This is a genomic window from Pseudomonas sp. 5P_3.1_Bac2 (genome assembly GCF_025465995.1).
In the GTDB taxonomy this organism is placed as follows: Bacteria; Pseudomonadota; Gammaproteobacteria; order Pseudomonadales; family Pseudomonadaceae; genus Aquipseudomonas.
Genome location: NZ_JANLNY010000023.1, coordinates 369,672 through 395,164, shown reverse-complemented (window position 1 = coordinate 395,164; position 25,493 = coordinate 369,672). Strand labels below are relative to the sequence as shown.

The following is a 25,493-nucleotide window of genomic DNA, read 5'->3' as shown; positions in this document are numbered from 1 at the left end:
CGGGTGTTTAAAAGAGAAAAGCTGGTCACATTATAAGCGGTTTTTTTGCGGAGTAGCCATTTGCGCTTCTGTCAAGACTGTTATTTAATGTGAAAAAACATAAATAGTCCGTAAGTTACGGATGCCAATAGGAAATCGATCGTGCTAGGGCTTTTTACTAAGAAAGCGAATACGCTTCTCGGGATCGATATCAGTTCGACTTCCGTCAAGCTACTTGAATTAAGTCGCTCCGGAAATCGTTATAAAGTCGAGGCTTATGCCGTCGAACCGCTACCACAGAGTGCGGTAGTGGAAAAAAACATTGCTGAGCTGGAAGGGGTCGGTAAAGCCATTGCGCGGGTCGTGGCCAAATCGAAAAGCTCAGTGAAGGTCGCAGCGGTGGCCGTTGCGGGCTCTGCGGTGATTACCAAAACCATTGATATGGAAGCTGGGTTGTCCGATGACGACCTGGAAAATCAGCTGAAAATCGAGGCTGATCAGTACATTCCCTATCCCCTTGAAGAAGTGGCCATCGACTTTGAAGTGCAAGGCGTTTCCGCGCGCAATGCCGAGCGCGTTGAAGTGCTACTAGCCGCTTGCCGCAAAGAAAACGTCGAAGTGCGCGAAGCGGCCCTGACCTTAGGCGGCCTGACGGCCAAAGTGGTCGACGTTGAAGCCTACGCCTTGGAGCGGGCTTACTCGTTGCTGCTCGATCAGCTCGGTGCGGGTCGTGACAAGCTCACCGTGGCGTTGGTCGATATCGGCGCCACCATGACCACCCTCAGCGTGCTGCATAACGGCCGTACCATCTATACCCGCGAGCAACTCTTTGGCGGCAAGCAGCTGACCGAAGAAATTCAGCGTCGCTACGGCCTCTCCATGGAGGAGGCCGGCTTGGCCAAGAAGCAAGGCGGCCTGCCCGACGACTACGACAGCGAAGTGCTGCAGCCATTTAAAGATGCCGTGGTGCAGCAAGTGTCGCGCTCCTTGCAGTTCTTCTTCGCTTCGGGTCAGTTCAACGAAGTGGATTACATCCTGCTGGCCGGCGGTACCGCCTCGATTGCCGATCTCGATCGCTTGATTCAGCACAAACTGGGGACACCGACCTTGGTGGCCAACCCCTTCGCGGACATGGCACTGAGTGGCAAGGTCAATGCGGGCGCCCTCGCCAGTGATGCCCCAGCGCTGATGATTGCCTGTGGTCTGGCGATGAGGAGTTTCGACTAATGGCACGGATCAACCTTTTACCTTGGCGTGAGCAACTGCGCGAAGAGCGCAAACAGCGCTTTCTGGTGGCCCTGTTGGGCGTGTTTATCGTCGCTGCGGCTGCGGTGTTTCTGGGTGGCCAGTATCTGGATTCGGCGACTGAGCAGCAGAACGCGCGCAACGATTTTGTGCGTAAAGAAATTGCCTTGCTGGATGCGCGCATCAAAGAAATCAGCGAGCTGAAAACCCGCCGCCAGCAGTTGCTGGAGCGCATGAAGATCATCCAGGACCTGCAAGGCAACCGCTCCATCATTGGCCGGATGTTTGAGCAACTGGTGCGTACTTTGCCCGATGGCGTGCATTTCACGGCGGTGAAGATGAAGGGCAAATCCATCGATATCGTTGGCGCTGCTGAATCGAATAACCGGGTTTCCAACCTGATGCGTAACTTGGATGCGTCTGAGTGGCTGACGGCGCCCAATCTGACGGAGGTCAAGGCCGTTACGGCAGCTATTGATCAGGCTAACGAGTTCCGTTTGAGCGTCCAGCAAACCCAGCCAGAAGCTGCTGCTGGGGAGGTTAAACCATGAGCCTGAATGATTCGTTAGCCAGTCTTAAACAGATTGATTTAAATAATCTGGATTTTAATAACATTGGCTCTTGGCCGGCCGCGGTTAAAACCATCGCCGCAATTTTGTTATTTTCCCTGGTATTAGGCTTGGGTTACTTCTTCTATCTGCAAGATATGCAATTGCAGTTGGAGTCGGTACGAAACGAAGAAGGTAATTTAAAGCAGCAGTTCGCCTCCAAAGCTAAACAAGCAGCCAACTTGGATGCGTATAAAGCGCAAATGGCCGAAATGGAAGTTTCCTTCGGTGCTTTATTAAAACAACTGCCCAGCGATACCGAAGTACCGGGTTTGCTCGAAGATATCACTCGTACCGGTTTGGGCAGTGGTCTGGAGTTTGAAGAAATCAAACTCATGCCCGAGGTCACCCAGCAGTTTTATATTGAGTTGCCGATCCAGATTAAAGTCGTTGGTACCTACCATGACCTGGGCAATTTCGTCAGCAGTGTGGCCAGCTTGCCACGGATCGTCACCTTGCATGACTTCGAGCTGGTGCCGGCGAAGAGCGATAACAGCGCACTGATTGCCATGAACATCTTGGCTAAGACCTACCGCTATAACGACAAAGGGGTGGCGAAATGAGTAGCTGTCGCCCAGCGCTGCTGTGTCTGCTTGGGGTAATGCTCGCAGGCTGTAACAACTCGAGCGATTTTGCCGATCTGCAGAGCTTTATGGATGAAACTCGTGCGCAACCGAAAAGTGCCATCGAGCCGCTGCCGAAGTTCCAAACCTTTGAGAACTTTGTCTATGGCGTCGCGGCCATGCGCAATCCGTTTCAGCCACCGATCAAGATTGATCTGACGGCTAAGCAAAAAGGTTCGCGGGACATTAAGCCGGATGAAACCCGGGTTAAACAGTTCCTCGAAGATTTCAATATTGAGAGCTTCACCATGGTCGGCACGCTGGGCAATGCGGGTTCGCAATATGCCTTGGTCAATGGCGCTAACAGCGTGCATCGGGTACGGGTCGGTGATTACTTAGGGCGTAATCACGGCCGTATTGTCGGGATTGATGAAGGCAAAATTGAAGTAATCGAGATAGTCCCGGATGGTGAGGGTGGTTGGTTGGAACGCCCACGCAGTCTCTCCCTTAAGGAGCGCTCTTAATAGAGTGAATCAGCGATGAAGAAAAATAATCAGTCTGCCCAACGGAAACCTCACATGAGCCATTTTCTTCCCAAGCTAAGCCTCTCGTTGCTAGCTGTGCTGCTGTCGCCGAGCCTGCTCGCCGCCAATTTGCAAGCGCTGGATGTGGCCAGCCTGCCTGGTGATCGGGTCGAGCTGAAGCTGACCTTCGACGAGCCCGTGCTAGCTCCGCGCGGCTACACCATTGAGCAGCCCGCGCGTATCGCCATCGACCTGCCGGGTGTATCGAGCAAGCTGGGGGTGAAGAGCAAAGAGCTGGGCGCCGGTAATGCCCGCAGCGTGACCGTGGTTGAAGCGAAAGACCGCACCCGTTTGATTGTTAACCTGACCAATCTGTCCCCGTATAACACCCGTGCTGAAGGCAACTCGGTTTACGTTGTTGTGGGTGAAGGTGCCAGCGCCAATGCCGCAGCGCCGACCACGGCCGTTGCCGCACCGGTCTCTGCACCGGTCAAACCCTATGTGGCGCAAACCCGCGCGGTGAGCAATATCGACTTCCAACGCGGTGAGCAGGGCGAAGGTAATGTCGTCATCACCCTGTCGGATGCCTCGGTGAGCCCGGATATTCAAGATCAAGGCGGCAAGATTCGTCTGGCCTTCAATAAGACTGAGTTGCCAGAGTCCCTGCGTGTGCGTCTGGACGTAAAAGACTTCGCCACCCCGGTGCAGTTCGTTAGCGCTAGCGAGTCCAATGGCCAGACCAACATTCTGATTGAGCCAACCGGGGTCTACGACTACCTGGCTTACCAGACCGATAACAAACTGACCCTGAGCATCAAACCGCTGACCCAGGCCGAGTCTGAAAAGCGTAAGAGCGAAAGCTTTGCCTACACCGGCGAGAAGCTGTCGCTGAACTTCCAGGACATCGATGTGCGCTCGGTGCTGCAGCTGATTGCAGACTTCACCGACCTCAACCTGGTGGCCAGTGACACGGTTAAGGGCAATATCACCCTGCGACTGCAAAACGTGCCTTGGGATCAGGCGCTGGACTTGGTGTTGAAAACCAAAGGTCTGGATAAGCGCAAAGTCGGCAACGTCTTGCTGGTCGCGCCGGCCGATGAAATCGCCGCCCGCGAGCGTCAAGAGCTGGAAGCGCAGAAACAAATCGCCGAGCTGGCGCCACTGCGCCGTGAGCTGATCCAAATCAACTACGCCAAGGCGGCGGACATGGCCAAGCTGTTCCAGTCCGTGACCAGTGGCGGTACCGATGAGCGCGGTTCAATCACGGTTGATGAGCGAACTAACAGCATTATTGCCTACCAGACTCAAGAGCGCTTGGACGAGCTACGGCGCATCGTGGTGCAGTTGGACGTGGCTGTGCGTCAGGTGATGATCGAGGCACGTATCGTTGAGGCCAACGTCGATTACGACAAGTCGCTGGGCGTACGTTGGGGGGGCAACTTGTGGAGCGGCAATGACTGGTCGGCCTGGGGTAAAAATGGCCAGCTAGGTGTTGAGGATGAAGAAGGCAGCAGCGTTGGCCACTTTGAGGGCAGACCTACTATTCCTGTGAACACCCCCTTCGTTGATCTGGGGGTAACGGGTAGTTCTGGGATTGGCATTGGCTTTATCAGCAATAACGCGATCTTGGATTTGCAGCTCAGTGCCATGGAAAAATCAGGTTCAGGTGAGGTGGTATCGCAACCTAAGGTGGTCACTTCCGATAAGGAAACCGCCAAGATCCTTAAAGGTACTGAGATCGCTTACCAAGAGGCTAGCTCCAGTGGTGCAACCACTACCTCGTTCAAAGAGGCTTCGCTGTCGCTCGAGGTAACGCCGCAAATCACGCCTGACAACCGTATTCTGATGGAAGTTAAGGTCACCAAAGACGCTCCTGACTTCTCGGTGATCGCATCCACCAACGGTGTTCCGGCTATCCAGAAAAACGAAGTTAACGCCAAAGTGCTAGTCACTGATGGCGAAACGATTGTCATCGGTGGGGTGTTCTCCAATACTCAATCGAAGTCGGTGGATAAGGTGCCATTCCTGGGTGATGTTCCGTACGTGGGCCGTTTGTTCCGTCGCGACATTGTGCAGGATAAGAAATCAGAGCTGCTGGTATTCATTACTCCACGTATCATGAACAACCAAGCAGTCACCGTGAGCCGCTAACGTTGTGCGAAATTTGATTTTGGTTGGCCCGATGGGCGCTGGGAAAAGCACCATCGGGCGTTTGCTAGCAAAAGAACTACGGTTGCCGTTCAAAGATTCTGACAAGGAAATTGAGCAGCGCACCGGTGCGGATATTCCGTGGATCTTTGACGTGGAAGGCGAGCAAGGCTTTCGCGAGCGCGAGCAGGGGGTGATCGCTGATCTGTGTGCCAGTGATGGAGTGGTGCTGGCCACCGGGGGCGGGGCGGTGATGCGTGAGCAAAATCGCGTGGCACTGAAGCAAGGCGGGCATGTGGTGTATTTGCATGCGTCGGTGGAGCAGCAGGTCGATCGCACGGCCCGTGACCGCAACCGCCCGCTACTGCGTACGCCGAACCCGAGTAAGGTGCTGGCCGAGCTGCTGGCTATCCGTGATCCGCTGTACCGCGAGGTGGCCAGTATCATCATCGAGACGGACGAGCGTCCGCCGCGTTTGGTGGTGCAAGAAATCCTTGAGCGGCTGGACGCGCTCAGTTCCCATTAAAGCGCAGGCTGAACTGCGCTATCCTAGGCCTCTTTGTTCATGGGGGCTTTATGCAGACTATTGATGTCGACCTGGGTGAGCGCAGCTATCCGATTTATATCGGTGCAGGCTTGTTAGCTCGGAATGATTTGCTGGCGACGCACATTGTTGGTCGACAAGTTGCAATAGTCACCAACGACACCGTTGCGCCCCTCTATCTGGCCCAGCTTGAGCAAGCGCTCAGCGGCTACAACATCACCTCGGTGGTGCTGCCCGACGGCGAAAGCCATAAAAACTGGCAAACCCTGCAACTGATTTTTGATGGCCTGCTCAGCGCTCGGCATGACCGGCGCACCACCGTGATTGCCTTAGGTGGCGGGGTGATTGGTGATATGGCCGGCTTTGCGGCCGCCTGTTATCAGCGCGGGGTCAACTTTATTCAGGTGCCGACCACTTTGCTGTCGCAAGTGGATTCCTCGGTTGGTGGGAAAACCGGCATCAACCACCCGCTGGGCAAGAACATGGTGGGCGCTTTCTATCAGCCGCAAGCGGTGCTGATCGATACCCAAAGCCTGTCCACCTTGCCTGAGCGTGAACTGTCGGCTGGCCTGGCAGAGGTGATCAAGTACGGTTTGATCTGCGACGCGCCGTTCCTGGATTGGCTGGAAGAAAACATGAGCGCGCTGCGTGCACTCGATCAGGCGGCGCTGACAGCGGCCATCGCCCGTTCCTGTGCGGCTAAAGCCCGAGTGGTGGCGGCGGATGAGCGCGAGTCGGGAGTGCGAGCTACCCTTAATTTAGGGCACACCTTTGGCCATGCCATTGAGACTCATCAGGGCTACGGCGTGTGGCTGCACGGTGAGGCCGTGGCGGCGGGGACGGTGATGGCGCTGGATATGTCGCAGCGTTTGGGTTGGATCACCGCGGCCGAGCGTCAGCGCGCTGTGAAGCTGTTTATTGCCGCCGGTTTACCGGTCACTCCACCGGCAGATATGACCCCTGCGGATTTTATGGAGCATATGGCGGTCGATAAGAAGGTCCTCGATGGCAAGTTGCGCCTAGTGTTGTTGCGCGGTTTGGGTGAGGCAGTAGTGACGGGCGATTTTCCCCGGGACATTTTGGATGCCACGCTGAGTGCAGATTATGCCCAGCAGTTGGCTCAGCTTAAAAATTAACGAGAGCCCCATGACAAGTCTGCATGCTGACGAGGCGTTTCTAGATCATTACCAATTCACCCATGATCCGTTCGCGGCCCGGGTGCCTGGTTTCAAATTCTATCCTGCGCAGCGCAAGCCGGTGCTCGGCCAATTGCACCACTTCGCCCGCTACAGCCAGCTGGTGCTGGTGGTGGCCGGCCCCGACGGCAGTGGTAAGACCTTACTGCGTCAGGCGCTGGTAGCCAGCACCAACAAACAGGCGGTGCAGAGCGTGGTGGTGTCGGCCAAAGGGGCGGAAGACCCAGCCAGCATCCTGCGCCAAGTTGCCCAGGGTTTGCAGGTGGCGCGGCCCGATGCGGCGAGCATCCTCAACCAAGTGGCGCAGTTGGCCCTCACCGGTCAGGAAGTTTATGTGCTGGTCGACGACGCTGAAGACCTCAGCGACGCGGCGATCAGTGCCTTGCAAACCCTGGCGGCTGGTGATGGCGAAGGCCGCGCTCACGTGTTCCTGTTTGCCGAGTCGCAGCTGTTGGCGCGCCTTGAGCAGTTCGAGGCCACCGATGAGGCGTTCCACATCATTGAGCTGCAGCCGTACAACGAAGACGAAACCCGCGAGTACCTCAAGCAGCGTCTAGAAGGTGCGGCGCAGAGTCTGGATGTGTTCAGTGATGAGCAAATCGCCGAGATCCATGATCAATCTGGCGGTTGGCCGGGCGGTATCAACCAAGTGGCGCGGGAAGTTCTCGCCGATGCGATGGTCGAGCGCCGTGGGGCTGCCGCGGCTTCGGGAGGCGGTTTCAAGCTGCCGCGTAAGCACTTGCTGGCCCTGTGCGTGGTCGCTGTCGGTGTACTGGCGGCTTGGCTGATGCAGGGCCGGGTCAGCAGCGACAAGCCTGCTGCACCGGCTGTTGCACAAGCACCGAGCACTGGCGCAGCTGGTGAGGCGCCGGCGATTCAATTCGAAGGTTCTAATCAGCCGGTGCCGTTGCCGTTAGTGGGCGAAGCGCAGCCAGTGATTCGTGAGCCGCTGGCCCAAGCTTCGGGGATGGCCGAGGAAGGTCATGAAGGTGGTGCGGTGCAACTGCCGCCTGCTGTCCCGGTGGTGCCTTCGGCGGTCGGTTCTGCTGCCGCGCCAGCTCCGGCGCCCGTCGCGACACCCGCCCCAGCGCCTGCTCCAGCACCTGTGGTTGAGCCTAAGCCCGTGGTGGCCGCGCCTAAGCCGCCAGCGCCGAAACCAGCCCCAGCTCCTGCGCCTAAGCCAGTCGTGGCGGCTAAGCCGGCAGCTACTGCAGCTAAGCCTGTGGCCAGCGCGGGTAGTTCGACGGCGGCGTGGTATGCCGCCCAGCCAGGCAACCAATTTGCCCTGCAGGTTTTGGTTACCGGCTCGGAAAGTAAAGCGCAAGACTTGCTGCGCAAAAATGGTGCGCAATTTCACTACTACAAAAAAATGCACCAAGGCAGTGCTATTTATGTAGTGACTTACGGCAAGTTTGCCAGCCAGGCGGCGGCGAAAAATGCCATCAGCTCATTGCCTGCTGCCCTGCAAGCCGGTAAGCCATGGGCGCGCAGCTTTGCCTCGATCAAGGCTGAGGCGATTTAATAGGCCAGATGGCCTGCCAATTGCATGCTTTTTTGGTGCGGAGAAATCGACGATTGCACTATTATGGTGTTCGTCGATTTTTCTTTCATCTGAGCGGCATTTTCTTATATAAATTCGCCAGAAATATTCCAGCTGAGTAGCGCGAGCAGGCTAAGATGTCTGCTCACTGCCTGCGCCACGCTAAGGCTTGCCCGTGCGCGCTCAACAGCTAGCCCCGTGATTATGTAAGTAACTTGCCTGCGGTTTGGGCAATTTGGTGAGAGTGTCCCTATGAAAGCAGGTTTGTACCGTCCTGATGAGTTCAAGGATAACTGCGGCTTCGGCCTGATTGCCCATATGCAGGGTGAAGCTAGCCATCACCTGCTGCAGACCGCGATTGAAGCGCTAACCTGCATGACCCACCGTGGTGGGATTAACGCCGACGGCAAGACCGGCGACGGTTGCGGCCTGCTGATTCAAAAGCCGGACCTGTTCCTGCGCGCCATGGCCCAGCAGCACTTCGGCGTCGAGCTGGCCAAGCAATATGCCGTGGGCATGGTGTTCCTCAATCAGGACCCGGTTAAAGCCCAGGCTGCGCGGGACAACATGAACCGCGAAATCCTCGCCGCTGGCCTGCAACTCGTTGGCTGGCGTCAGGTGCCGGTGGACACCAGCGTGCTCGGACGCCTGGCACTGGAGCGCCTGCCGCAAATCGAGCAGGTGTTTATCGGCGGTGAAGGCCTGAGCGATCAAGAATTCGCGATCAAACTGTTCAGCGCCCGCCGCCGTTCTTCGGTGGCTAACGCGGCGGACAGCGACCACTACATCTGCAGCTTCTCGCACAAAACCATCATCTATAAAGGCCTGATGATGCCGGCGGACCTGCAGCAGTTTTACCCAGACCTGGGTGACGAGCGCCTGCAAACCGCGATCTGCGTGTTCCACCAGCGCTTCTCCACCAACACCCTGCCGAAATGGCCGCTGGCTCAGCCGTTCCGCTTCCTGGCGCACAACGGTGAAATCAACACCATCACCGGTAACCGCAACTGGGCTCAGGCCCGGCGCTTGAAGTTCGCCAACGATCAGATCTTTGATCTGGAAGAGCTCGGCCCGCTGGTGAACCGCGTCGGCTCCGACTCCTCCAGCATGGACAACATGCTGGAGCTGATGGTCACCGGCGGCATCGACCTGTTCCGTGGTGTGCGCATGATCATTCCACCGGCCTGGCAGAACGTCGAAACCATGGACGCCGAACTGCGCGCGTTCTACGAATACAACTCCATGCACATGGAGCCGTGGGATGGTCCTGCGGGAGTGGTGCTGACCGATGGCCGCCATGCGGTGTGCCTGCTCGACCGTAACGGCCTGCGCCCGGCGCGCTGGGTCACCACCAAAAACGGCTACATCACCCTGGCCTCGGAAATCGGCGTGTGGAACTACGCCCCTGAGGACGTGTTGGCCAAAGGTCGCGTCGGCCCGGGGCAGATTCTCGCCGTGGATACCGAAACCGGCCAGGTGCTTAACAGCGACGATATCGACAACCGCTTGAAGTCCCGGCATCCCTACAAACAGTGGATGCGTAAGAGCGCGCACCGGATCAAGGCCACCTTGGAAGACAAGGACCATGGCTCGGCGTTCTACGACCAGGACCAGCTCAAGCAGTACATGAAGATGTTCCAGGTCACCTTCGAGGAGCGTGACCAGGTGCTGCGCCCGCTCGGTGAGCAGGGCCAGGAAGCCGTGGGTTCGATGGGCGACGACACGCCGATGGCCGTGCTGTCTCAGCGCATCCGCTCGCCGTACGACTACTTCCGCCAGCAGTTCGCCCAGGTGACTAACCCACCGATCGACCCGCTGCGCGAAGCGATCGTCATGTCCCTGGAAATCTGCCTCGGTGCCGAGCGCAATATCTTTGAAGAGTCGCCTGAGCACGCCGTGCGCGTGATCCTCAGCAGCCCGGTGATTTCCCCGGCCAAGTGGCGGGCCCTGATGACCCTGGATCGCCCGGGCTTCGAGCGCCATGTCATCGACATGAACTACGAGCAGAGCGTCGGTCTGGAAGCTGCGGTGCTGAATATGGCCGATCAGGCCGAAGAAGCCGTGCGCGCCGGCAAGGTGCTGCTGGTACTCAGCGACCGTCATATCGCCCCAGGCAAACTGCCGGCTCATGCGGCATTAGTCACTGGTGCTATTCACCATCGCCTGACCGAAAAAGGCCTGCGCTGCGACTGCAACATCCTGGTCGAAACCGCCACCGCGCGCGACCCGCACCACTACGCGGTGTTGCTGGGCTTTGGCGCTTCGGCGGTGTATCCGTTCCTGGCTTACGAAGTGCTGGGCGATTTGATCCGCACCGGCGAAGTGCTGGGCGATCTGTACGAAGTGTTCAAGTACTACCGCAAAGGCATCGCCAAAGGCCTGCTGAAGATCCTGTCGAAGATGGGCATCTCCACCGTTGCTTCCTATCGCGGCGCGCAGCTGTTTGAAGCAGTCGGCTTGGCGGACGAAGTCACCGAACTGTGCTTCCGTGGCGTCGCTAGCCGGATTAAAGGCGCGCGCTTTGTCGATCTGGAAAGCGAGCAGAAGCTGCTGGCCGCCGAGGCCTGGAGCCCGCGCAAGGCCATCCAGCAAGGGGGCTTGCTCAAGTTCGTGTATGGCGGCGAATACCACGCCTACAACCCGGACGTGGTGAACACCTTGCAAGCCGCCGTGCAGCAAGGCAACTACGAAAAATTCAAGGAATACACCACGCTGGTGGATACCCGTCCGGTGTCCATGCTGCGCGACCTGCTCAAGCCGAAACTGGCGGCGCAAGCGCTGGCATTGGACGAAGTGGAGCCGCTGGAGGCGATCCTTAAGCGCTTCGACTCTGCCGGTATTTCCTTGGGCGCCTTGTCGCCTGAGGCCCACGAAGCCATCGCCGAAGCAATGAACCGCTTGGGTGCGCGCTCCAACTCCGGTGAGGGCGGTGAAGATCCCGCGCGTTACGGCACGCTGAAGAGCTCGAAGATCAAGCAAGTGGCGACGGGGCGTTTCGGGGTGACTCCGGAATATCTGGTCAATGCTGAAGTGCTGCAGATCAAAGTCGCCCAAGGCGCCAAGCCGGGCGAGGGCGGTCAGCTGCCTGGGGGCAAGGTCAACGGTCTGATCGCGCGGCTGCGGTATGCCGTGCCGGGCGTCACCTTGATTTCGCCACCACCGCACCATGACATCTACTCGATTGAAGACTTGGCCCAGCTGATCTTTGACTTAAAGCAGGTCAACCCGCAGGCACTGGTGTCGGTCAAGCTGGTCGCTGAGGCCGGTGTCGGCACCATCGCCGCCGGTGTGGCCAAGGCTTACGCCGACTTGATCACCATTTCCGGCTATGACGGCGGCACCGGTGCATCACCTCTGACTTCGATCAAATACGCCGGCGCCCCATGGGAATTGGGTCTGGCCGAAACCCATCAAACCCTGCGCGGCAACGACCTGCGCGGCAAGGTGCGGGTGCAGACTGACGGCGGTCTGAAAACCGGTTTGGACGTGGTCAAAGCAGCCATCCTCGGCGCCGAAAGCTTCGGCTTCGGCACCGCGCCGATGATCGCCCTGGGCTGTAAGTTCCTGCGCATTTGCCACCTGAACAACTGCGCCACCGGCGTCGCGACACAGAACGACAAGCTGCGTAAGGAACACTTTATCGGCACCGTTGAGATGGTGATGAACTTCTTCACCTTCGTTGCCGAAGAGACCCGCGAGTGGCTGGCCAAACTGGGCGTGCGTAGCCTCGAAGAGCTGATCGGGCGTACTGATCTGCTCGAAGTGCTGCCGGGCGACACGGATAAACAAGGCCATCTGGACCTCACGCCGCTGCTGGGCAGCGCGCATATTCCGGCAGACAAGCCGCAGTTCTGCCAGGTCGACCGCAACCCGCCGTTCGACGAAGGCAAGCTGGCTGAACAGATGGTGGAGCTGGCCCGTGGCGCGATTGATAGCGCCAGTGGCGGCGAGTTTGAGTTGGATATCTGCAACTGCGACCGCTCCATCGGTGCCCGGGTTTCTGGCGAAATCGCCCGTAAACATGGCAACCAAGGCATGGCCAAGGCGCCGATCACCTTCCGCTTTAAAGGCACTGCCGGACAGAGCTTTGGCGTGTGGAACGCCGGTGGCCTGCATCTGCGCTTGGAAGGCGACGCCAACGACTACGTCGGCAAGGGTATGACCGGTGGCAAGCTGGTGATCACTCCGCCTGCGGGCAGCCCGTTCAAGACTCAAGAGTCGGCCATCATCGGCAACACCTGCCTGTATGGCGCAACCGGCGGCAAGCTGTTCGCCGTGGGCACGGCCGGTGAGCGTTTCGCTGTGCGTAACTCCGGCGCTCACGCCGTGGTGGAAGGCACTGGCGATCATTGCTGCGAATATATGACTGGCGGTTTTGTCTGCGTTCTGGGTAAAACCGGCTACAACTTCGGTTCGGGCATGACAGGCGGGTTCGCCTACGTGCTGGACCAAGACAACAGCTTCTACGATCGGGTTAACCACGAGTTGGTGGAAATCCAGCGCATCAGCAACGAAGCCATGGAGGCTTACCGTAGCCACCTGGAACAAGTGCTGAGCGAGTACGTAGCCGAAACACAAAGCGCGTGGGGCACCACCCTGCTGGAAAATCTCGACGACTATGTGCGCAAGTTCTGGCTGGTTAAGCCGAAAGCCGCCAGCTTGAAGTCGCTGCTCTCCAGCACCCGTGCCAACCCGCAATAAGAATGCGCCTGAAGTGGTTTGATGAGGTATTGCAATGACTGAACGTCTGAATAACGACTTCCAGTTCATCGAAGTCGGGCGCAAAGACCCGAAGAAGAAACTCTTGCGTGCGCGTAAGAAGGAATTCGTCGAGATCTACGACAACTTTAAGCCCGCCCAGTCGGCCGAACAGGCCCACCGGTGCCTGGGCTGCGGCAACCCGTATTGCGAATGGAAGTGCCCGGTGCACAACTTCATTCCCAACTGGTTGAAGCTGGTCAGCGAGGGCAACATCCTCGCCGCCGCTGAGCTGTCGCACCAAACCAACACCCTGCCGGAAGTCTGCGGCCGGGTGTGCCCACAGGATCGTCTGTGCGAGGGTGCCTGTACCCTCAATGACGGTTTTGGCGCGGTGACCATCGGCTCGGTGGAGAAGTACATCACCGACACCGCCTTCGCCATGGGCTGGCGCCCGGATATGTCCAAGGTCAAACCGACTGGCAAACGCGTCGCCGTGATTGGCGCAGGCCCTGCCGGCTTGGGCTGTGCCGACGTGCTGGTGCGCAACGGCGTGACCCCGGTGGTGTTCGATAAGAACCCGGAAATTGGTGGTCTGCTGACCTTCGGTATCCCGGAGTTCAAGCTGGAAAAATCCGTGCTCAGCCGCCGTCGTGAAGTGTTCACCGGCATGGGTGTGGAGTTCCGCCTGAACACCGAAATCGGCCAAGACATCACCCTGCAACAACTGCTCGATGAATACGATGCGGTGTTTATGGGCATGGGCACCTACACCTACATGAAGGGCGGCTTCCCCGGTGAAGACCTGCCTGGCGTGCACGATGCCTTGGATTTCCTGATCGCTAACGTCAACCGCAACCTGGGTTTCGAAAAGGCGGCAGAAGACTTTATCGATATGAAGGGCAAACGCGTGGTGGTGCTCGGTGGTGGTGACACCGCCATGGACTGCAACCGCACCTCGATCCGCCAGGGCGCCAAGAGCGTGACCTGCGCCTATCGCCGCGACCAGGAGAACATGCCTGGCTCGCGTAAAGAGGTGAAGAACGCCAAGGAAGAAGGGGTGAAATTTCTCTTCAACCGCCAGCCGATTGAGATTGTCGGCAACGGCAAGGTCGAAGGCATCAAGGTGGTCGAGACCCGTCTCGGCGCGCCGGACGCCCGTGGCCGCCGCAGCCCCGAGCCGATTCCTGGCTCCGAGGAAATCATCCCGGCCGAAGCGGTGCTGATTGCCTTTGGTTTCCGCCCAAGCCCGGCGCCTTGGTTCAGCGATTTCAAAATCGATATCGACAGCCAAGGTCGTGTGGTCGCGCCAGAACAAGCCCAGTTCAAACACCAAACCAGCAACCCGAAAGTGTTTGCCGGTGGCGATATGGTGCGCGGCTCGGACTTGGTGGTCACGGCGATCTTCGAGGGGCGCAACGCCGCCGAAGGCATCCTCGACTACCTGGGCGTCTAAGCCTCGATGGCCAGCACAAGCCCCTGTGCTGGCCGTTATTCGGGTCTGGCAGCCCCCGAGGCAAATAGTCGCAATAGATAAAAGGCATGGCTGGTTCCGTGCCTTTTGTTGAACCCTTTGCGACAATGCCCGGCTTTAAGGTTTATGCATCAGGGCCGTGGCATGTGCTAGCGGCACCTATACTGATGCTCCGCTGAACTACTGCCAGGAATTCTGCCGATGTCCGTCCTGAAGAACGACCGCTTTCTTCGCGCTCTGCTAAAGCAGCCCGTTGATGTCACCCCCGTGTGGATGATGCGCCAAGCGGGTCGTTACCTCCCGGAATACCGTGCCACCCGCGCCAAGGCCGGCAACTTCGTCAACCTGATGAAGAACCCAGAGATGGCCTGCGAAGTCACCATCCAGCCACTGGACCGTTACCCGCAACTGGACGCGGCGATTCTGTTCTCCGATATCCTCACCATCCCTGATGCCATGGGCCAAGGCCTGTACTTTGAAACCGGCGAAGGTCCGCGCTTCAAGAAGGTCATCAACACCCTGGCCGATATCGAAGCCCTGCCGATTCCTGATCCAGAGCAAGACCTGGGTTACGTGATGGACGCCGTACGCACCATTCGCCGCGAGCTGAACGGCCGTGTGCCGCTGATTGGCTTCTCCGGCAGCCCTTGGACCCTGGCCACCTATATGGTCGAAGGCGGCTCGTCGAAGGACTTCCGCAAGTCCAAGGCCATGCTCTACGACAATCCACAAGCCATGCACGCGCTGCTGGATAAGCTGGCCAAATCGGTCACCACTTACCTCAACGGCCAGATCAAGGCCGGCGCCCAAGCGGTGCAGATTTTCGACTCCTGGGGCGGCGCGCTGTCGGCTGCGGCCTACCAAGAGTTTTCCCTGCGCTATATGAAGCAGATCGTCGACGGCCTGATCCGCGAACACGACGGCCGCCGCGTGCCGGTCATCCTGTTCACCAAAGGCGGCGGCCTGTGGCTGGAATCCTTAGCTGAAACCGGCGCCGAAGCCCTGGGCCTGGACTGGACCTGCGACATCGGCAGCGCCCGCGCCCGCGTCGGCAGCCAAGTGGCGCTGCAAGGCAACATGGACCCGAGCGTGCTCTATGCCAACCCCGCGGCGATCCGCGCTGAAGTCGGGCGCATCCTGGCCAGTTACGGCCAAGGCACCGGCCAAGTGTTTAACCTCGGCCACGGCATCACCCCAGAAGTCGACCCAGCCCATGCTGGCGCTTTCTTTGATGCAGTGCACGAGCTGTCGGCGCAGTATCACCAGTAGAGGTGGATATTGGATTGAGCAAAAAAGCCGCTATTTAGCGGCTTTTTTAGTATTAGGAGGGGTAGGAAGGAGTTTTATATGGACATAGTTTACTTAAACTCTGTGGGTCAGGAGTATATAAGTAAGGGTATGCAAACTCAGCTTGAAGCGTACCTGGAAGAATATAATATTCGTGTTGGCGAACGTTATATTGCCGTTGTAGCGCTAAGCTCTGGTGCGCTGAAAGGTGTAGGAATTATCGAGCAAAGAAAGTTTCATAGTGCTCGGGAGTATATTGTTCTTCACGTTGCAGAAAATGTAAGGCGCAGAGGTATCGCATCATCGATTTTAAATCGTCTGCAAGCCTTGTCTGCTAGGCAAAAGCTGCAATGTCTTACCTCGGCAACTGACCACGCGCTGATTGGTTTTTTGCTTAAAAATAGATTTTCTCTGGCCCGCAAGACCTACGAGGTTGAGATAGACCAGAAACTCTCTGCCCCTTCTGATTTACAAGGTTTTCAGGTCAGAGCTTTTAGCCAGCTTAACAATAAAGACCTCGAAGAGGTTGAGCGACTGTTATTCCTAAATTATAAAAAATATCACGCAAGCGTTAATGCCATAGCTGATGGGTTTACCCCGAGTTGGTTTTTCGAACGAATTAAAGACAGCATCAATATGGTTGCGTCTAAAGCTTTGTTGGTCAGCTCTAAAGATACTGGGAGTTATCCGGTTGTTGCGTATTTTATTGTGGGGGAAGAACTGGCTGATGCTATAGAAGTCGCTTATTTTGGGGGCAAGAACGAAGCAGATGTTGAAGTCTATCGCGCCTTCTTTTATCAGGAGGCCAATGTCTTGCTCACGCGTCGTGCAAAGGTTTTCTTTGAAGCAGACGATACCGATGTATATATGAATCGGTTGGTTGGCGATTTAGCTAATCCGGCTAAATGGCAATATGGCACCTATGTAAAGAACCTGTCGTAGACCCGCTTAGTTGGTTTGGTCACATTTGCTTATCCTCGCTATATGAATATTGTCTTGATTCCCTGCTTATGCATCAGCCGTACCGGCCAATGGCGGCTGGATGAAGCGCCACCCGCCCTGAGGAATGGGCACGTTTGCGTAGGGTGGATAACCTTTAGTTATCCACCGCTGCGGTGGGGTGTGGATCAGGTGCTGCAAGGTTGGATATGGGGCATGGCGGCTGGTTAGAGCGCTATCCACCTTAGGGCGTAATCAAATCGCGTTGAGTTTGGCCAACGCCTCGGCGGGTAGTTTGAGTTTTCCGGCTTTGAGGTTTTCCTCTAGGTGCGCCACTGATGAGGTGCCGGGGATCAGCAGGATATTGGCTGAGCGTTGCAGCAGCCAGGCTTGGGCCACTTGTAGTGGTGAGGCGCCGAGCTCTTGCGCGACCTGCGCCAGGGCTGCGGACTTCAGGGGGCTAAAACCGCCTAGGGGGAAGAACGGCACGTAGGCGATATTGGCGGCGGCGAGCTGATCGATCAGCGCATCGTCGCTGCGGTGGGCCAGGTTGTAGTAGTTCTGCACGCACACGATTGGCACCAAGGCGCGGCCTTGCTCCACCTGTTTGGCGGTGACGTTGCTTAAGCCGATATGACGCACCAGTCCTTGCTGTTGCAGCTCGGCGAGGACGTTTAAGGGCTCTTCGATAGAGCCTTCCGCTGGGCCGATCTGGCTAAACATAATGCGCAGATTGACCACCTCCAAAACATCCAGTTTTAGATTGCGCAGGTTGTCGTGCACCGCCTGGGTTAGCTCCTTGGCGGAGGCTGCGGGCAGCCAAGCGCCTTCGTCGCTACGCCGGCAGCCGATCTTGGTCACCAACACCAAGTCGTCGGGGTAGGGGTGCAGCGCTTCGCGGATCAGTTGGTTGGTGACATGGGGGCCGTAGAAGTCGCTGGTGTCGATATGGTTAACCCCGGCGGCAATGGCGGCACGTAGTACCGCCAAAGCGCCTTGATGGTCTTGGGGCGGGCCGAACACATTGGGCCCGGCCAGTTGCATGGCGCCATAACCGAGGCGTTTTACCGCGCGGTGGCCGAGGGTGAAGGTACCGGCCTGATCAACTACTGACATGGTGTCGACTCCTGAATGCATCGATGTGAAAGGCTGACGTGGGGCGTTAAACGAAACGGGCCGGGGAGCATCTGCTGTGCCTAGCGCGCGGGCTTTAGAGTCGCTACGGCGCTGCAAGTAGCGCCGCTGAGTCAGTGTGAGGCGTAGCGGTGAATGAAGTTCAGTCAGGCCAATGGCCGCATATCGCTTAAAACGTAGCCTGGATTAGCCGCGCAGCGGCGTAAGCCGGGATGGTTAGGCGGGGGCTTTGGTTGTGCAGATGGTGGGTTGCACCCACCCTACGGTTTGCCTGCCTTGGGGGTTGGTTTACCCACACCCACGGTGAGAGTGGGTGCCTGGGGAGGGCTGTGACGTAGCCTGGATTATCCGCGCAGCGGCGTAATCCGGGATGGTTAGGTGGGGGCTTTGCTGGTGCAGGATGGTGGGTTTCACCCACCCTACGGTTTGCCTGCCTTGGTGGTTGGTTTACCCAAACCCACGGTGTGAGCGGTGGTCTGGAGAGGGTTGTGACGTAGCCTGGATTAGTCGCGCAGCGGCGTAAGCCGGGATGGTTAGGTGGGGGCTTTGCTGGTACAGGTGGTGGGTTGCACCCACCCTACGGTTTGCCTGCCTTGGTGGTGGGTTTACCCACCTCACGATGTGAGCGGTTGTCTGGAGAGGGTTGTGACGTAGCCTGGATTAGCCGCGCAGCGGCGTAAGCCGGGATGGTTAGGCGGGGGCTTTGGTGGTGCAGATGGTGGGTTGCACTCACCTTACGGTTTTACCCGCCTTGCTGGTGGGTTGCACCCACCCTACGGGTTTACTCGGGGGTTGGTTTGGCTAGGCTGCGCAAATGCTTGAGCAGCGCTTGTTGTTCTTCGCTGCTGAGTTTTTCCGCGTAGGCGGGCATGGCGCCTGGGCCTTGTTGGATGGCGTGGAGGATCTCGTCATCGGTGGTGTTGGCTTGCCACTTGGGCTTGCTCAGGTTCTGCGCAAACAGCAACCAGCCGCGCAGGGTATGGGCGTTGCCGTTGGCACCATGGCATTTACTGCAGTGCTGCTGGAAGAGCTGCTGGCCATCGACTTGTGCGCTGGCCGGCAGGCTTGCCAGGAGCAGGGCGGTGAGTACACCGCCCTGCAACGCTTTACTTAGCAATGGCGAGATCGCCTTTCAGGGCGACGCCAGCCATGATCGCGCCGGCATGGCATTCGTAGTTTTTGCTGTTTTTGTACTCAACGTTTTTGTAGTTGCTGGCCAGGTTGACCACGGCGTTGGCACCGGCAGCTTTGGCTGCATTTTGCAGGCGGATCAGGGCCGATTGCAGGGCCCAGCTGCAGGCGCCTTCATCGGACTTGTTAAAGGCGTTGGTCTTCTGGCTGGTAGTCACGCCTGACTTCACCACGCTGACTTTACCGGCAGGTTGGGTACCGGCCAGGTAGAACTTCACGCTGCCGTCCAAACGACCGGCGTTGGTGGCTTCTTGCACCGCTGTGGCGAAGTCGGGGAAGAGGGTGGTGTCGCGGGCCTGGCTAATGCTTGGAAGGGCTGAAAGACAGGCTGCTGCGATGATCCAATGTTTTATTTTCATCATTTCCTCTGAGGGGCGTGGTGGGTTGGAAATATGTCCTGGCTTATATGGCGAGCACCTCGTGGCAGAAACTGCGCTTGCTGGCCTATTTTGCCTGGTCTGACCTCTGCTCAAAGAGGGCTCAATATTTTTCGTACGATAGTCTATTTATTGCCATGATTTATAGCCTGCTTTCACGATAGCAGGGTTTGTAATGTCGGCTGTGGCGTCTTGCCGAGGTGTTTTATGGGCGTAGTTGCTTCGATCGCCGTGCACGAGGTGTACTGAGGGTGATTGTGGAAATGGAATATTTAGATGGCCCTTAATGCAAACGCCCCGAACATGTCGGGGCGTTTGCATTAAGGGTTCTGGGCCTTTTTATTCATCGCCCGTCTTATTTAAAGGTCACTAGATCACCACGCAAGGTAACGCTGGACATCAATTTTCCCGTTGTGCACTGATATTTTTGTGGGTCTTTGTAGGCGTCGAGCTGGTTGAGGCTAATGATATTGACCACCGCATTGGCACCGTTTTGTTTGGCGCTATTCTGCAAACTTAGCAGGGCGGACTGAAGGGAGCGGAGGCAGGCATCGCTTTCGTTCTTGTTTGAGGCGTTAGTCTTGCGGCTGCTGTATTGGGTGCGGATCTTGGTGGCGTCACTTGGCGTTGTTTGCCCGGCTAAGTAGAACTTTACACTGCCGTCCAGAAAGCCCGCTTGGATAGAACTTTGCACGGCATCGTTGAAGTCTTGGTAGGTTGTGCGCTCTTCAATCTTCAGGCGATTTAAGCGCTCATCAAAGACATCTATGTTGAGCTCCCTGAGAATATTTACGCGCAGATTTTTTACCCAGCGGTTGTAGTTGCGGTGAATCGCCCCGTTCTTGTAATTGAGATTCGAGCTAGCGCGGTAAAGAATCTGCAGCGATGTGGGAGAGTAAGGGATGTCAATTTCTGCATGATGTTTACGCACGGTAATTTCTGCCTGGATCTTGCCGGGCTGGACGGCTTGCACTGTCCAGTTTCGCTGAGCCAGGGCAGTGATGATAGCTCTCTGCATCTCGAGGTCGGTGATATCCAGATTGCTGGAGAGCTTATCGCTTGGGTTGTAGATCGGCTTGCTAGTACAGGCGCTGAGTAACAGCGCTGCAGCTAACAACATCAGGTTCCGGTAAGTTCGAGTCATTCCTTTAACTCCTGGGGGTGATGGCGATGGTTAATTCCATCGCCGGAAAATCAGTGACGTGTTCACGCCACCAAAGGCGAAGTTGTTGTTCATCACGTAGTCGTTATTCAGTGTGCGGAATTCACCGCGCAGGTAGTCAAGCTCCGCGCAGGCCGGATCGATGTTGTCCAGGTTAAGCGTGGGCACATACTGGTTGGCATTCATCATCTCGATGCTAAACCAAGACTCCAGCGCACCACAGGCGCCGAGGGTGTGGCCGAAATAGCTCTTTTGCGAGCTGATTGGCATCTGTGCACCGAACAGCTCTTGGGTGGCCAGTGTTTCCGCCACATCGCCCTGTTCGGTAGCGGTGCCGTGGCCATTCACATAGCCGATGGCGGACGGTTGCAAGCCGGCATCTTCGAGGGCTAACTCCATCGCCCCGCGCATGGTCGCCTGCACCGGTTTGGTCGCGTGTTGGCCGTCGGCGTTGCAGCCGAAGCCGACGATTTCGGCGTAGATAGTCGCGCCACGGGCCAGGGCGTGTTCCAACTCCTCGAGGACCAAAATGCCGGCGCCTTCACCGATCACCAAGCCATCGCGGTCACGGTCATAGGGCCGTGGCGAGAGGTGCGGCGTGGCGTTTTTCAGGCTGGTGGCATACAGCGCATCGAACACCATGGCCTCGGTCGGGCACAGCTCTTCAGCGCCGCCGGCGAGCATCATTTTCAGGCGGCCGAACTTGATCGCCTCATAGGCATAGCCGATGCCCTGACTGCCGCTGGTGCAGGCGCTGGACGTCGGAATCAGGCGGCCCTTGAGGCCGAAGAAGATGCTGATATTGGCCGCCGTGGTGTGCGGCATCATGCGGATATAGGAGTTGGCGTTGAGACCGTCGGCCACCGAGTTGAGCAGCATATTGCCGAAGGCTTTGACCTCTTCGGTGCTGCCGGTGGACGAACCGCACGCCACGCCCATCCGGCCGTCGCTAATGCAAGGATCACCGAGCAAGCCGGCATGCTCCAGGGCGCGTTCGGCGGCGTACACCGCCAGCTTGCTGACCCGGCCCATGCTGCGCGTTTGTTTGCGGGTCCAGTGCTTGGGCGTTTCAAAATCATCCACCGGGCCGCCTAGGCGGGTGTTGAGTTCGCTGTAACGCTCCCACTCGTGCATATAGCGGATGCCGCTTTTGCCGGCACGAAAATGGCCCTCGATGGTCGGCCAGTCACTGCCCAGGGAGGTCACGCCAGCCATGCCGGTGACGACTACTCGTTTAAATCCGCTCATCAGCACAACCCACCGTTTACTGCGAGGACTTGGCGGGTGATGTAAGCCGCCTCCTCAGACATCAGAAAATTCACTGCGCCGGCCACTTCTTCGGGGGTACCCATGCGCGCCGCCGGGACCATTTTGAGGATCTCTGCAATCGGCACATCCTCATCGACGATGTCGGTGTCGATCAGGCCCGGAGCCACGCAGTTGACCGTGATCTTGCGTTTGCCCAGCTCGATGGCTAGGGCTTTGGCTGCGCCAATTACGCCGGCCTTGCTGGCGCTGTAATTGACCTGGCCACGGTTGCCGATCAGCCCCGACACCGAGGTGATGCAGACGATGCGCCCGGCCTTGCGCCGCCGAATCATCGGCATGGTCAGCGGCTGCAAAACATTGAAGAAGCCATCGAGGTTGGTACGTAGCACGCTGTCCCAATCGTCTTCACTGAGCGCCGGGAAGGCGCCGTCGCGGGTCAGACCGGCGTTACACACCACGCCGTAATAGGCGCCGTGCTGCTCCACGTCCGCTTCAAGAATGGCGCGGCAGGTGGCGCGCTCGGCTACGTCAAACTGGAGGATGCGTGCGCGTTGGCCCAGCGCTTCGATCTGCGCTTGCACGGCTTGGGCTTCGTCGCGCCGCGAGCGGCAATGCAGGACGATGTCGTAGCCGCTTTGGGCCAGACGCAGGGCAATGGCGCGGCCGATACCACGGCTGGAGCCGGTGACCAGAATGCTTTCACTCATCAATGCGCTTCCTGAAACTCTTCTTGTAAATAACTGGCCACCTGCGGCGGGCGGAACACATTAAGGCGCGCCATGGCCTCAATGCCGGGGCCGTTTAAATGGCACTCGAACACGCCCATGCCGTTGTCGTCTTGTAGCGAGCGGGTGGCGTGAATCTGCAGCTCGGCGCCTAAGGGAAAGTGCTCAACATTGCACTGATAGCTGCGCGTGCCGAGCAAGAAACCCAGCTCCACCGGCTCGCCACGCAAGCGCGCTTGGCAACCGGCGTAGGCGGCCACGCTTTGTGCCATCAGCTCGATGCCCAGCCAAGCCGGCAAGCTGCCGTCGGCCTGATTGAACAAGCCGCCTGCGCGCACGGTCAGGCAGGTGTGGATATCTTCTGCGCTGAAGCTTATGACCTGATCGATCAGGATCATATCGCCGGCATGCGGCACCAGTTCTGCTACGGGCCAGATGTTCATGCCGGTGCCTGCGCGTCGCTGAGAATCAGGCTGATGTTATTGCCGCCAAAGGCGAAGGAATTGCTCATCAAGTGACGTCCATGGCGTTTAGCCAACTGTTGACCGTGCTGCACTAAATGTAAGGCCGGCAGTGCGGGGTCTGCCACGCCGTCGCCCAGTTGTGGCGGCAGCAAGAGGTCGGGGTTGTAGCGACTTAAACTGAGCCAGCAGAAGGCCGCTTCCAGCGCACCGGCAGCGCCCAAGGTGTGACCGGTCAACGGCTTGCTTGAGGAGCAGGCCACGCCTGTGGGGAACACCGCGTGTACGGCCAGGCTCTCCATGGCGTCGTTATGCTGGGTGGCGGTGCCGTGCAGGTTGAGGTAGTCGATCTCCGTGGCGGCAAGGCCCGCTGCCTGCAAGGCTTTATGCATCGCTGCTTGGGCGCCGAGGCCGGCGGGTTGCGGCGCGGAAATATGGTGCGCATCGCAACTGGCGCCAGCTCCCCGCAGGACGATAGCGGCGCTGCCAGGCAGCGGCTCTCGGGTCATTAAAAACAGCGCGGCACCTTCACCGATATTGATGCCCCGACGGTTGGCCGAGAACGGCAAGCAGGGCGCCGGGCTGACGGCTTCCAGCGCAGAAAAACCGTTAAGGGTCAGGCGGCAGAGGCTGTCCACCCCGCCGCAAATCACTGCGTCGCAAATGCCTAACCGCAGCAGGCGCTGCGCGCTGAGCAAAGCCCGCGCCCCTGAGGTGCAAGCGGTGGAGATGCTGTAGCAGGGGCCGCTCAGGCCCAGCCAATCGCTTAAAAAACTGGCCGGCTCGACCAGCTCTTGCTGGCTGTAGTGGTAACTCTGCGGCAATGCACCGTGTTGAAGAAATTCGCCGATACCTTGGCTGGCCTCTTCGATACCGGTGGTGCTGGTGCCGAGGATGACGGCGACGCGGCTAGGACCGTATTGCTCAAGCGCGGTGCGCAGCTCGGGCTCAATTTCCAGGGCGGCGGCGAGCAGCAGCTGGTTGTTGCGGCACAGCGGATGGCCCAGCTGAGCCGGTGGCGTTGGCAGCTCACCGGGCACGCTGCCGACGGTGAGGCTTTGTTCACGCACCCAGCCGGCTTGTGCGCGCATGCCGCTGCTGTCACCGGCAAACAGGGCTTGGGCCACGGCCGCTTTGCCTTGGCCAAGGGCGCAATTAAGACCGAGGGCGTTGAGGTAGGTGACCATCATTGAGCCTTGTCATCATCGAGGGGACTGATTTGGTAGTGCAGCCCAGAGCCTGCCTGCAGGCTAAACAGCAATGCCGAGCGGTACTGCACTTGCCAGTTGGGCGCTAAGCGGCGGCTGCCATCGGCCAGCACTTGCCAGTTGCCGGCGGGGTAAAGTTGCGCCAGTTGCGCGGGCTCGCTTAAGGCAAACAACAGCGCACTGAACAGCTGACGCGCCTCGGCATTGGGCGGCAGCAATCCATCGTTATGCCACTGGCCAGCGAGCAGTTGTTGCCGGGCCAAGGGCACGCCCAGTGGGTCGAATAACGAGGCGCGCAGCACGCCGCCTTCGTCTTGCAGCACCAGCCACCAGCTCTGCGTTGCCTCGCTGCTGATGCGCTGCACGTGCAGGCTCAGCGGCAGTGGCGCGGGCCAGCTCGGCATCTGCTGCGGCAGCGGGGTTTGGCTGACGCAAGCGCTCAGCAGCAGGCCCAGGCTCAAGAGCAGTACGCGCAGCATTAAGGGGTGGCCTCCAGCGGCTTGCGCGCCACCACATTGACCAGGGTTTCCTGGCGTTGGCCAACGGGTTTTGGCTGACAGATGCCCCAGCGCTCGAGCAGGCCGAAGTCGCTGGAACGGCTCCACCACAGATACGGGTACGAGACGTTTTGCTCGGTAAACTCGAAACCCTGTTGGCGCAGCATGGCCAGATATTCGTCAGCGCTTTTCTGCACGTGCATGGGGTGGCGGAACAGCCAGCGGATCACCCAGGTATCGATGTAGTACTTGGTCGACTCGGCAAACAGCAAACGGCCGCCGGGTTTGAGCACGCGCCAGAACTCCTTAAGCGCTTGCTCCTGTTCGACCAAGTGGTGAAAGGTCTGGTGACAGAACAGCAGATCGACGCTGGCATCGGCCAGGTCGATCTTGGCGCAGTCACTGTTGATCAGTTGCACCTCGAGGCCTAAGCGTTGTGCTTCGGCCCGGGAGCAGTCGAGGCTGTGCGGGTCGGCATCCAAGCCGAGCAACTGCGCCGGCTTAAATGCCTGCGCCAACAAGCTGAAGGAGCGCCCCTGGCCGCAGCCAGCATCCAGTAGCACTGGTGCGTCGGGCAAGGGCTCAGCGTGCAGGCGCAGCAGATCGTTGATCGCGACGCGCAGCACGTGATGTTGCCAGACGTGGCTCTGCAGAAACCAAAAACCGAAGCGGGTTTCTTCCACATAGGTGGCGGCTGGATTATTCATAGGGCTCCTTGCTTATT

General features: G+C 58.3%; 22 protein-coding genes. 12 read left to right on the top strand and 10 right to left on the bottom strand.

The window, feature by feature from the left end:
* Window positions 1-141 precede the first annotated feature (141 nt).
* The 12 genes from NTD81_RS14875 to NTD81_RS14820 all read left to right on the top strand — a co-directional run bounded on the left by NTD81_RS14875 (window position 142) and on the right by NTD81_RS14820 (window position 16,748).
* The gene (locus tag NTD81_RS14875; protein ID WP_262183392.1) at window positions 142-1,206 is read left to right on the top strand and encodes a pilus assembly protein PilM; all 1,065 of its coding nucleotides are present in this window, start codon (window positions 142-144) and stop codon (window positions 1,204-1,206) included.
* Window positions 1,206-1,775 (top strand): PilN domain-containing protein, encoded by a 570-nt coding sequence (locus tag NTD81_RS14870; protein ID WP_262183391.1) that lies wholly within the window; start codon window positions 1,206-1,208, stop codon window positions 1,773-1,775. Before NTD81_RS14875 ends, NTD81_RS14870 begins: the two co-directional genes overlap by 1 nt.
* Window positions 1,772-2,395: a type 4a pilus biogenesis protein PilO gene (gene pilO / locus NTD81_RS14865; RefSeq protein WP_262183390.1), complete on the top strand. Its 624-nt coding sequence runs from the start codon at window positions 1,772-1,774 to the stop codon at window positions 2,393-2,395. The genes NTD81_RS14870 and pilO overlap by 4 nt, the downstream gene beginning before the upstream one ends.
* Entirely contained in the window at window positions 2,392-2,919 is a 528-nt protein-coding gene (pilP, locus tag NTD81_RS14860) for a type 4a pilus biogenesis lipoprotein PilP (RefSeq protein WP_262183389.1), read from the top strand. Before pilO ends, pilP begins: the two co-directional genes overlap by 4 nt.
* Window positions 2,920-2,973: 54 nt before the next feature.
* A complete protein-coding gene (gene pilQ, locus NTD81_RS14855) occupies window positions 2,974-5,070 on the top strand; it encodes a type IV pilus secretin PilQ (protein WP_262183388.1) in 2,097 nt (698 codons plus the stop codon).
* Window positions 5,071-5,074: 4 nt separating this feature from the next.
* Window positions 5,075-5,593, top strand: a complete 519-nt coding sequence (gene aroK, locus NTD81_RS14850; RefSeq protein ID WP_262183386.1) for a shikimate kinase AroK — start codon at window positions 5,075-5,077, stop codon at window positions 5,591-5,593.
* 50 nt (window positions 5,594-5,643) lie between these two features.
* Window positions 5,644-6,747 carry a 3-dehydroquinate synthase gene (aroB, locus tag NTD81_RS14845; RefSeq protein ID WP_262183385.1) on the top strand — a complete coding sequence of 368 codons (1,104 nt, stop codon included), beginning with the start codon at window positions 5,644-5,646 and terminating at the stop codon, window positions 6,745-6,747.
* A gap of 10 nt (window positions 6,748-6,757) precedes the next feature.
* Window positions 6,758-8,329 carry an AAA family ATPase gene (locus NTD81_RS14840; RefSeq protein ID WP_262183384.1) on the top strand — a complete coding sequence of 524 codons (1,572 nt, stop codon included), beginning with the start codon at window positions 6,758-6,760 and terminating at the stop codon, window positions 8,327-8,329.
* A 270-nt stretch (window positions 8,330-8,599) separates the two neighbouring features.
* A complete protein-coding gene (gene gltB / locus NTD81_RS14835; RefSeq protein WP_262183383.1) occupies window positions 8,600-13,048 on the top strand; it encodes a glutamate synthase large subunit in 4,449 nt (1,482 codons plus the stop codon).
* Window positions 13,049-13,082: 34 nt separating this feature from the next.
* Window positions 13,083-14,501, top strand: coding sequence for an FAD-dependent oxidoreductase (locus NTD81_RS14830; RefSeq protein ID WP_262183382.1), 1,419 nt, complete (start codon window positions 13,083-13,085; stop codon window positions 14,499-14,501).
* Window positions 14,502-14,720: 219 nt separating this feature from the next.
* Window positions 14,721-15,788, top strand: a complete 1,068-nt coding sequence (hemE, locus tag NTD81_RS14825) for a uroporphyrinogen decarboxylase (protein WP_262183381.1) — start codon at window positions 14,721-14,723, stop codon at window positions 15,786-15,788.
* 78 nt (window positions 15,789-15,866) lie between these two features.
* Window positions 15,867-16,748, top strand: coding sequence for a GNAT family N-acetyltransferase (locus NTD81_RS14820; RefSeq protein ID WP_262183380.1), 882 nt, complete (start codon window positions 15,867-15,869; stop codon window positions 16,746-16,748).
* A gap of 252 nt (window positions 16,749-17,000) precedes the next feature.
* On the opposite strand, the gene NTD81_RS14815 is transcribed toward NTD81_RS14820, so the two are convergent.
* The 10 genes from NTD81_RS14815 to NTD81_RS14770 form a co-directional block, all read right to left on the bottom strand.
* Window positions 17,001-17,861 carry an aldo/keto reductase family oxidoreductase gene (locus NTD81_RS14815; protein WP_262183379.1) on the bottom strand — a complete coding sequence of 287 codons (861 nt, stop codon included), beginning with the start codon at window positions 17,859-17,861 and terminating at the stop codon, window positions 17,001-17,003.
* A 799-nt stretch (window positions 17,862-18,660) separates the two neighbouring features.
* On the bottom strand, window positions 18,661-18,996 hold the full coding sequence (locus tag NTD81_RS14810) for a c-type cytochrome (protein WP_262183378.1): 336 nt from the start codon (window positions 18,994-18,996) through the stop codon (window positions 18,661-18,663).
* On the bottom strand, window positions 18,986-19,429 hold the full coding sequence (locus NTD81_RS14805) for an excinuclease (RefSeq protein WP_262183377.1): 444 nt from the start codon (window positions 19,427-19,429) through the stop codon (window positions 18,986-18,988). Before NTD81_RS14805 ends, NTD81_RS14810 begins: the two co-directional genes overlap by 11 nt.
* A 373-nt stretch (window positions 19,430-19,802) precedes the next feature.
* The gene (locus tag NTD81_RS14800) at window positions 19,803-20,591 is read right to left on the bottom strand and encodes a hypothetical protein (protein WP_262183376.1); all 789 of its coding nucleotides are present in this window, start codon (window positions 20,589-20,591) and stop codon (window positions 19,803-19,805) included.
* Between the two features lie 30 nt (window positions 20,592-20,621).
* Window positions 20,622-21,857, bottom strand: coding sequence for a beta-ketoacyl-ACP synthase (locus NTD81_RS14795; protein ID WP_262183375.1), 1,236 nt, complete (start codon window positions 21,855-21,857; stop codon window positions 20,622-20,624).
* A complete protein-coding gene (fabG, locus tag NTD81_RS14790; RefSeq protein ID WP_262183374.1) occupies window positions 21,857-22,585 on the bottom strand; it encodes a 3-oxoacyl-ACP reductase FabG in 729 nt (242 codons plus the stop codon). The genes NTD81_RS14795 and fabG overlap by 1 nt, the downstream gene beginning before the upstream one ends.
* Window positions 22,585-23,046, bottom strand: a complete 462-nt coding sequence (locus NTD81_RS14785) for a hotdog family protein (RefSeq protein WP_262183373.1) — start codon at window positions 23,044-23,046, stop codon at window positions 22,585-22,587. Before NTD81_RS14785 ends, fabG begins: the two co-directional genes overlap by 1 nt.
* Window positions 23,043-24,251, bottom strand: a complete 1,209-nt coding sequence (locus tag NTD81_RS14780; protein ID WP_262183551.1) for a beta-ketoacyl-[acyl-carrier-protein] synthase family protein — start codon at window positions 24,249-24,251, stop codon at window positions 23,043-23,045. The genes NTD81_RS14785 and NTD81_RS14780 overlap by 4 nt, the downstream gene beginning before the upstream one ends.
* Window positions 24,251-24,751 (bottom strand): hypothetical protein, encoded by a 501-nt coding sequence (locus tag NTD81_RS14775; protein WP_262183372.1) that lies wholly within the window; start codon window positions 24,749-24,751, stop codon window positions 24,251-24,253. The genes NTD81_RS14780 and NTD81_RS14775 overlap by 1 nt, the downstream gene beginning before the upstream one ends.
* Window positions 24,751-25,476, bottom strand: coding sequence for a class I SAM-dependent methyltransferase (locus tag NTD81_RS14770; protein WP_262183371.1), 726 nt, complete (start codon window positions 25,474-25,476; stop codon window positions 24,751-24,753). The genes NTD81_RS14775 and NTD81_RS14770 overlap by 1 nt, the downstream gene beginning before the upstream one ends.
* Window positions 25,477-25,493 lie beyond the last annotated feature (17 nt).